This is a genomic window from Prevotella sp. HMSC073D09, from assembly GCF_001814145.1.
Lineage (GTDB): Bacteria > Bacteroidota > Bacteroidia > Bacteroidales > Bacteroidaceae > Prevotella > Prevotella conceptionensis.
Genome location: NZ_KV815149.1, coordinates 37,982 through 46,647 on the forward strand (window position 1 = coordinate 37,982; position 8,666 = coordinate 46,647).

Consider the following 8,666-nt stretch of genomic DNA (forward strand, 5'->3'; position numbering starts at 1 on the left):
AGTGCCGTTTTGCCTATGGGCATATTGTAATTGGGCATCATGAATCCACAATAGCCGCCCTATTCTTCATATAGTCGTCTAATTTATACTTCTCCATTTCAACAATCCTGTAAATAAACACTTCATTGTTGATGACATATAAAATGGTATTCATGCCTTCTAATTCAGGGCAGAACAATAGATACTTCGGATGTTTACGCATTATTTTTCTAAAAACTTTTGGCGCATTCCTTCCAAGAGGTCTTGAAAAAGTTCTATAACGAGAATCTAAGCCACTATATTCTCCATCATCACAATATACGTATAAACGTCCTTTACATCTTTTGTCGAAATAAAAAAGATTAAAGGCCAGCCTGCTAGTATCTACTTGCAATGTCTGCTTATCTTTCAGTTTTAAATTCAAAACGTAGAGTGGCATTCCTGATTTTACTTCATTTTCAAAATGTCTAATGGCTGGCTCATTCAGAATTTTATGTTTTTGAAGATATTTCAGATACATACTATCAGCTCTATTGAACCACTGAGCGACCTTCATGCTGTCACTATCGGGGCTATACAATAATTTGTACGTTTCTTCTTCATTCTTTTCTAACGACTTTGCATAAGACAAGACGATTTTGTTGATGTAAGAAGCAGAGTCGAGCGCGCTGTAAGCACGCTCAACCTGTTCAATTAATGTCTGAGCATTTGAAATGTAGAAAAACAGACTGCCCATGATGAAAATTAAATATACCCTTTTCATATTTACTTTAATCCTCTTAAAAGAAAGAGCCACAAGTTTTATCAAGCATCAATGGGTAAACAACGGAACATATTCATACACCGTTTTGCGTCTGAACCAGATAAGCAATGGCTTGCCGTCCTTTCCGTTAACTGCTGGGGCATCCATCAATACGCTAAAACCCTTCTTCTTTGCTTGTTTCCCCTTAAAATACCAACGCAACCTTATCGCTCCGCTCGTCTTTATACCCTGTACGATAGCAGTAGAGTCTAGCTTTGTTATGTCTTGTTCGTGAACTATATCTAGACTTTCTATCATCGTGGGAGTCATCATGTTCCCCTCATTATCCGTAAAGCGAATGCTTTGTGGATAAATCGTGTATGGCTGACACACGTAGAATTTGGCTTCAACCTCCAACTCTGGGGAGTGTTTTATCCAAAACAGTAGGCATGTGGGAAAGGCAAAGGGAAAGAATAATGGCCCTGTTGAAATTGCTGCACCTGGTCCTCTTACATTAAGCATAATCGAATCTGGTGCGGTATCGCTGGTGTAAGCTATGTCGTTCACACCATTATAATCTGCCTTCTTCCATCCTTGCGTCTCCGTTATGTAATACGTAGTACGGTATATGCCCGCACACGAGGTAAGACATAGACAAATGAGTACTGAATGCGTAAAATAGAATCTTCGTCTCATATAAGTTACTTGTTTTTATATACAATCCACTGATACAAAGAATCAAAAATGATGTGTCTTAACGGATTCATTATTATATCCGTACCATCATAATGATAAGTGTAAGATGCTTGATTTGGTTTTGTTGTATTATTGTATCGCAAATGTAGCCTATTGAATTTATAGGTTTCTTGCAAAAGATCAAAATTTTGGCTTTTCTCGAAATTAACACTATACTTCGCGTTAGCTCTTTTGTAAATGTTTTTAATTGCATTCCATTTTTCTGCAGTCATGTCGGGTATCTCTAGTTGTTCAGCCTTTGCAAATGGAGATGACATCTGCTGCTCCTTAACATCTTTAGATAGGCCAAGATATTTTTCCACTTCTCTTTGTATTTCATTGCGTCTTACAGCATCCTTCACATAATCAGCTCCTTTACCTAGTGCCCAACCAAGAGTTGCACTTATTGCACCTGTCCCAAAACCACTCCAGAAGTCACCACCAGAGACAAGGGATGTTGCACCACCTATCAAACCACCAGCAGCAACGTTAGAAACACCTTCAAGCCAAATACTCTTCATGTTAATTCCAGATAGCGCATTTCCTACTAAGCCAGAGACGAAACCAATTAACGCGCCCCTACCAATATTGCCACCTGCCATGAGCGAGGACATCGCTCCCGTTACACTTCCCGCTACTCCGGCAGAGATTCCTCCAATAACACTTTGCGACAAAATAGCAGTTTTGGCTAGAGCTCCTGTAATGCCCATACCTACACCATAGCTTACAAGTGCAACGGCAGACATGACCAAGCTGCTTCCTATGTTCTTTAGTCCCCAATCTCCTTTCGTTATTCCCGTTGTAGCATAGTTTACAACAAAGGCTATAATTGCAGGTAAGAACCAAAACTCCCCATCCTTATCCACATACTTCAAAGGATTATTCAAACAATAACTATACCTGTTGAAGTTTTGCGTGAAGTCTGGCATTTGCACGTATGGGTCGGGACTTAAGAAACGACCTAATACGGGATCGTAAAGTCGGGCGTTCATGTTTATAAGGCCGAACCATGGCAGATATTCATGCCCTGTATATCCTCTGTCTAAAAGCAGTTTAGGTTCTTTACCCACAGCGTATAACTGATGCGTGTCAGGATTGCGTAAACGTCCCCACGCGTCATAGCTCAGTTCTTGTCTTAATGTGCCGTCTTCATTGATTATATGAGTGATGTTACCCAAATAGTCGCGCAAGATGTAGTATGTTGAGTCGACTCCAAAATCGTTGACGCATACGGCCAAGGCGTCGTAGGCATCGCCACCCAAATAGAAACGTTCCGTAAAGCTGTTATCTATCTCGTATCTTGCATCGATGTATTGTCTTGTTAATACCTCATCATTACCCTTACGTATCGTCATCTCAGCCCTGTCGCCCTCTGCATCATAACTGAACGAGGCCGAATAGCCGTTCTCCGTTATCTTGTCAGGACATTGGAAAGAATTATAGGTGATCTGCTGTTCACGGGTAGGCACATTATTCCCAATGGGCGTGAAAGCGGTAACCTGATAGGGCTTTGCTGCATTATCATACCCCATCACGCCCATTCCTGGCATTTCCAATACATTGCCATTATCAGCATATTTCACTTGTTGCGTTCCGATTTGGCACAGGCGGTTTAGTTTATCATACCCAAATGTTTCGGTAATATTACGTCTGTTGTCCGTTCTGCTTAGCAAATTGCCCGTTTGCACATCAAAATTATAGGAAATGTCTTGTACGTTACCCGTGGTTTGCCTTGTGGGTAAGCCTATGTTGCTATAGCTATAAGTGCGTACCAGCGAGCCTGTGGCAATTTGTGTGGGCTGGCCTAAGTCGTTTTCTTCAATAAGTTTCCAAACGCTTTGGCGGTCATTAAACTTTACTTCTGTTTTATGCCCGTTTGTGTAGAGATAAGTTTCCTTCATTTCCACACCATTAGGGTTATTTAGCGAATTGTACTTTATGCTTGCAACATTTCCATCCTTGTATGTGAAACCAACGTCAATACCAGACGCGTCGTCTAAGGAATGGGCAACTCGCCCTAAAGCATCATAGCTATAAGATTTAGCTCTCCTGTCAGAATATTCTTCACGCTCTAACTGCCCATCCTTATTATACGTATATGATACGTTGAACTCGGGGCGGTTGATTTGAATGGTTCTGCCGTACTTATCTTTTATGGTAGTTACAGTTTTGCCTCGCGCATCTGTTGCGGTAGAAGTGCAAATACCTGAGTTATCATACTTTTCCGTAAAGGTTTGTTTGCCTGCGCTCGGGTCAGCAATAGCCGTTCGGCGACCGAATCCATCGTATTCGAAAGTGGTTACCACGTTGCCTGGCGCGGTTATCGCACTGGGTTGTCCGTCGGGGCGCAACGTGTAGGTAATGGTTCCGCCAGGGTCCTCCACCTTTATCAGTTCGCCAATGGCATCCGTTGTCTTGGTCGAGGCGATGCCTTCCTTCGTTTCGGTAACGCTCTGGCCAGCGTAACTCCACGTAGTAGTCTTTCCCGAAGCCTCAGTTTGCTTTATGGGGCGGTCGTAGTTGTCATATTCGTAGGTGGTCCACAGCGTGGGCGCATCGCCCTTAAACGGCAAGGATGTCTTTGCAAGCCTGCCCTTATAGTCGTAGGCATTATCCACGAATTGCCACTTGCCGTCGAACCGCATGTTGCCCTTACGCACTTCGCGCTCCAATGCATCGTAATGCACAATGGTCTTGGGTTTGCCCGTAATGGTTTTGGCGATGGTGTACAGACCCTTTCCGCCCCATGCGGTGGTTGTGGTCGTCGTTATTCCATCGGGCGAAGTGGTGGAGACGGGTTTGCCCCACGCATCTGAAATAATGGTGGTTGTCCTGCCCTTATGGTCGGTTATGCGGTGTGCCTGCCCCCACTTGTCGTATTCGGCATAGGTTGTAGTCTGCCCCAAGGCATTTGTTTTTGTCAAGAGGTTATGCCCTATGGCATCGTAGGTATAGGTATTACCTAACAGTTCGGTAACGTTATACGGTGCCGACTTCTCGCTGGTCACGTTTCCGTGGGCATCATACGTCCAGCGCGTTTCGCTGGTCTTGTTGCCGTTGGTGTAAGTTACTTGCCGCTCGGGCATCCACTGGGCGTTATAGGCGTATTCCTCGCGCGTTGTCCAAGTGTTGCCGTCACGCCCTGATGTCGTAGCTTTTGCCAATGGCAACCCGACGAGATAACGATCAGACGTAGTGACGTTACGATAGGTCTGTACAGATTCAGTATAAATATTTCCATTCCCAAAGGATATGCGTTGTCGTGTCGGGTTGTTAAACGCATCGTAAAACAATTGCGTTTCTTTCTTCACACCTGTGAGTTTGTTGGTCTCAACAGAACGCGTCAGTATAGGATTACAGACCCCGTCGGATGTAAACGCCGTTTTTTCATACGTCATGTCCACCTCATGTTCTCGCGTCTCTATGTGCGTAGTAAGCCCTAATTTCTCTATGTCGTGGTACTCACGAGTAAAGGAGTTTGTTACTACATCCTCAACATTCGTTACCTCGAAACCGCGGAACCCCAGCCCCGTACGATGCATCACTGCCCCTTTATAACTGAATCTTCTTCTGTGCACAGGCTTGTCGTCATTCACCACCTCGTCTTCTGTCAATAGGAACAAAGGAGCAGTGAGGTGGTAATAAGGGAAAGTTCGTATCGTGTTAGACTCTTTATAGGGACAACGCTCATCAGTCATACTGCGGTAAGTGTTGCGATGCTTCATTCCATAACTATCGGTCACTTCCCTCAACAAGTTAGACAAAGCTTGGTTGCCCGAATATTTGTAACAGATAGCCTTTCCTTTCTCTATGGTTATCAAATGGCTCACGCTATAAGGGTTGCATACGTTTATAGGGAGAAGTTCCATGTTACTTGGAACAGGCATCGAACTTTGGGCAGTAGTGCTTATCACCCCATTGTGGTTCATAAACAGTCGTGCAACCGTGTCCCTTACACAAAGCAAGTCTGCACAGCCGTCATTATTTACATCGGTCAACAAATAGCGGTCTTTCTGCTCCCTATTGGTTATTGGCATCTCTATGCATTTAAAGCCCTTACCCGTTGAGAGGTAAACAGCCCATTTATTGCCTTTATCAACATAGACAGGTGTGTGAACATAAACAGTTTGGCCATGGGTTGGGCATCTAAGATGTTTTTTAGAGTGAAATGGTTCTATTACCAATAATGCATTACATTCTCTACAAGTGACATAGGAATTCTCACTTGAATAAAACTGTTTCAAGTTTTTATTGCAGTAACGACATTTTTCAGCCACAATGTTCAAGATGGGTTCATTAATCTTACAAAAGGGACAAGTACTAGGCGACCAAACGGGAACATGTCTCCCGATGTTTGAACTGTATGAAAAATCATTTGGAGGAACAATGATGTCCATCTTACCATCCCCATTCAGATCACCAAAAATATTCGAGTGTTTGGAAGGCGCATTAATACCTTTAACGTCAAACAGCTTTACGAAACTCTTTTTGGCAGTTGAATAGCTATATACGTCCAACCCATCCCCTCTATTGTGGCAAAGCTCCATCTTACCGTCGCCATCTACATCCATCGGAAAGACATCCGCATTGAAATCCAAATCGAAAAGCCTTGTCTCACTAATCTTTGTCTTTTCATCTAGGTCTATAAGCGAGAACCACGAGCCTACATAATTGTGCGTAAATGTTTCATTGTGCGAGATGGTTAGCAGCTGTGCTTTACCCGAACCAAGGAAGTCGCCAAAGAAGTAAACACGCGACATCGGGCTATGAAAACGAACACCATCATAAGCCACTCCCTTTACGGCAACATAAAAGGAGGTTGAAGGCGTGTCAAAGTCGCGACACTTATAAGTGGTTATTAATAGTTGTGTGTCTATTGTTGAATAGCCACCAAAGTTAACCTTCACTATTTCGTCCACCCCATCGCCATTTACGTCGGCAGCCTGTATGGTTTGGAATCCATGACCTGTTTGAATTTTCCGGATGATATTGTATAATGATAAGCCAGGTGCAATTAGTATGTCTTGATCTGCCGGATAGCCACTGCCATATTGTACGGCATAGATACCAGAAACTATGTGTGGCCCATTAACCACCGTATATGGACTAAAGGCTCCAGGCATGGTTATCAACCCGTCATTGTAACGTCCGTCAATGAATTTCCCACGAACATAGATGGGCTTAAGCTTGTCAGTCGGTGCGGTGTAACTCGTTATTAAGGTTAGTTCTGATTCACGTCGTAATGAATCGGGAGCGTTATCAGGCCAATACAGGCATTTAAACTTCAGCGGTGCCATCTCCACTCCTCCAGATGAGCATCCTATTTGCACAAGCTGGCTAACGTCTTTCAGTTCGTGCGACAGCCGATAGGTGCAAAGTTCCTCAAAGGTGTTGCCCACCTTGTTGCGCGACACGACACTTTTGAGCAACTTGTCGGCAGCAAGGGCCACACCGCTAAGGTAAACGGTGGTGAAATCTTTGCGCGTCTCGTAGTTGAACAGCATTTCGGCCGTATGCTCCGCCTCGCTTCTCCCGCCATAGGCAATGCGAGAGAGGAAATGACAGTTACCCGACACGGTGTATTCGAAGTTTATCTTATACCCGTTTCTGTCCACCATCTCGGTTATCGGATAAGCGGGTTGCGTTTTGGTGTTGTTCTTAAATCCGAAGGTGGCCGTGTTCCCATTAGGATAGGCCACGGTGAAATAGGCTATTTCCCCGTTCGCAAGGTGCTTCTTCACCAAGATGAAGCCTTGCGAAGTTTCGTAATCGTATTGCGTCAGCGTACCAGTATTGCGCACCAACCTCACCCCGTCGAGCGCAAACGCGCACTCAGCAGGTTTCGACAAGTCTACGGCTGCCGTTTGCCCGTCATAATGTATTGTTTTCCCCACAACATTGATGGCCGAAGCCCCAGTAACGTTCCATCCATAACCAGCCGTCCCGTTACCCCCTTGACTGTTGTAGGCAATGGCCACTTGCGGCGCTTGTCCCTTGCAGGGTGCGGTAAGAATGGGTATGGCGTAGGTCTTCCCGCCCGTCGGCGTAACGCCTTCGGTAAATGGAATCTTACCTACATAATGGTTGCCTTTCTCTGCAACGGATTGCAAGGCTGGCATCGCGCTTCGTAATGCACGTTTCGGCTCTTCCTTATATAATATGGTAGGAGCCTTGTCTTCAATCGGGCCTAAGTCCACTGCTTGGTACTTGTAACGGTAAATAGTATCGCCTTTGGGCGTCACTTCACGTTCAATCACCAAGTTCTTCTCGGGTTTTACGATGGAGTCAATCACAGACTGTTTGTCCATTATCTTGTTTGTTCTTGTTTCTGCGCTTGCTCCAGCAGAGAGAAATATCCCAAACAACCCCGTTAAAAGTATTTTATGTAAATTCGTTTTCATAATGCTAGTTTTTAAGTTATTCCTTAATCACTTTCCACGAGGTGTTTTTGCCGTCTAATCGGATGTGCAGCACATACACGCCCTTGGCATAACTCGCCATGTTCACCTTGGTAACGGTGCCTGCAATGCCACGCCTAACGAGCAGCGCGCCATTCGGTCCATAAAGCGAAAGCTCGCCTTGATTTTCTGTTGAATACGCGTCTAGCGCGATGGTAAGTTCCTCCTTAACGGGATTGGGATAGATGCGCAACTGTTGTTGTGCCAAATGTTCATAGAGAAAGGCAGTGTCTTTTTGTTGCACCATGCTTTTTGCTGCATGCGTTTGCAGCACCACAGTGCGGCTGGTACGGTTGCCGTTGGCATCGTATGCGTAAGAAACCTGTTGCGCCCGCATAGAAACGGCCGACAAAGCAAATGCGGTAATCAGTATAAGTCTCGTCATACAAAAAATGTTTAGAGTTGATAAATTGTTTGAGTAAGCTGGTTAATATTACAAATGCAAATATAGCGATTATTCTTGTTCCATTCAAACATTTTAAGCAAAAAAATATAGAGATTAATGCAGAACAATAAAAAATACCAAGAAACAGGGATGCGCAATAAATAGATTGTACTGGACAAAGATATGATGAAATCTAAAATTCTGCCCATTCGTCTGTGGCAAAACATGGCCATGCCTTAAGTAAAAAGGTAACCTGGCGGGAGTTCTTTCAATACATTCTTTACAAGTTGGAAGCATCTTTCCTGTGGCATACCATGAGGAAAAAGAAGAAGGACTTCTTTATGTTTCTTATGTTCTTATGTCAAAA

At 44.2% G+C, this 8,666-nt stretch carries 4 protein-coding genes; all 4 read right to left on the reverse strand.

What is annotated here, in order from left to right; all coding sequences use genetic code 11:
- Window positions 1-37: 37 nt before the first annotated feature.
- From HMPREF2955_RS14265 to HMPREF2955_RS14280, 4 genes are read right to left on the reverse strand one after another with little or no spacing between them, the layout of a single operon-like run.
- Window positions 38-742, reverse strand: a complete 705-nt coding sequence (locus HMPREF2955_RS14265; RefSeq protein WP_210401333.1) for a hypothetical protein — start codon at window positions 740-742, stop codon at window positions 38-40.
- Window positions 743-790: 48 nt separating this feature from the next.
- Window positions 791-1,417: a hypothetical protein gene (locus HMPREF2955_RS14270; protein WP_070724058.1), complete on the reverse strand. Its 627-nt coding sequence runs from the start codon at window positions 1,415-1,417 to the stop codon at window positions 791-793.
- A 5-nt stretch (window positions 1,418-1,422) separates the two neighbouring features.
- On the reverse strand, window positions 1,423-7,857 hold the full coding sequence (locus tag HMPREF2955_RS14275; protein ID WP_083317755.1) for an RHS repeat-associated core domain-containing protein: 6,435 nt from the start codon (window positions 7,855-7,857) through the stop codon (window positions 1,423-1,425).
- Window positions 7,858-7,873: 16 nt separating this feature from the next.
- Window positions 7,874-8,299 (reverse strand): T9SS type A sorting domain-containing protein, encoded by a 426-nt coding sequence (locus tag HMPREF2955_RS14280; protein ID WP_083317756.1) that lies wholly within the window; start codon window positions 8,297-8,299, stop codon window positions 7,874-7,876.
- Between the last annotated feature and the right edge of the window lie 367 nt (window positions 8,300-8,666).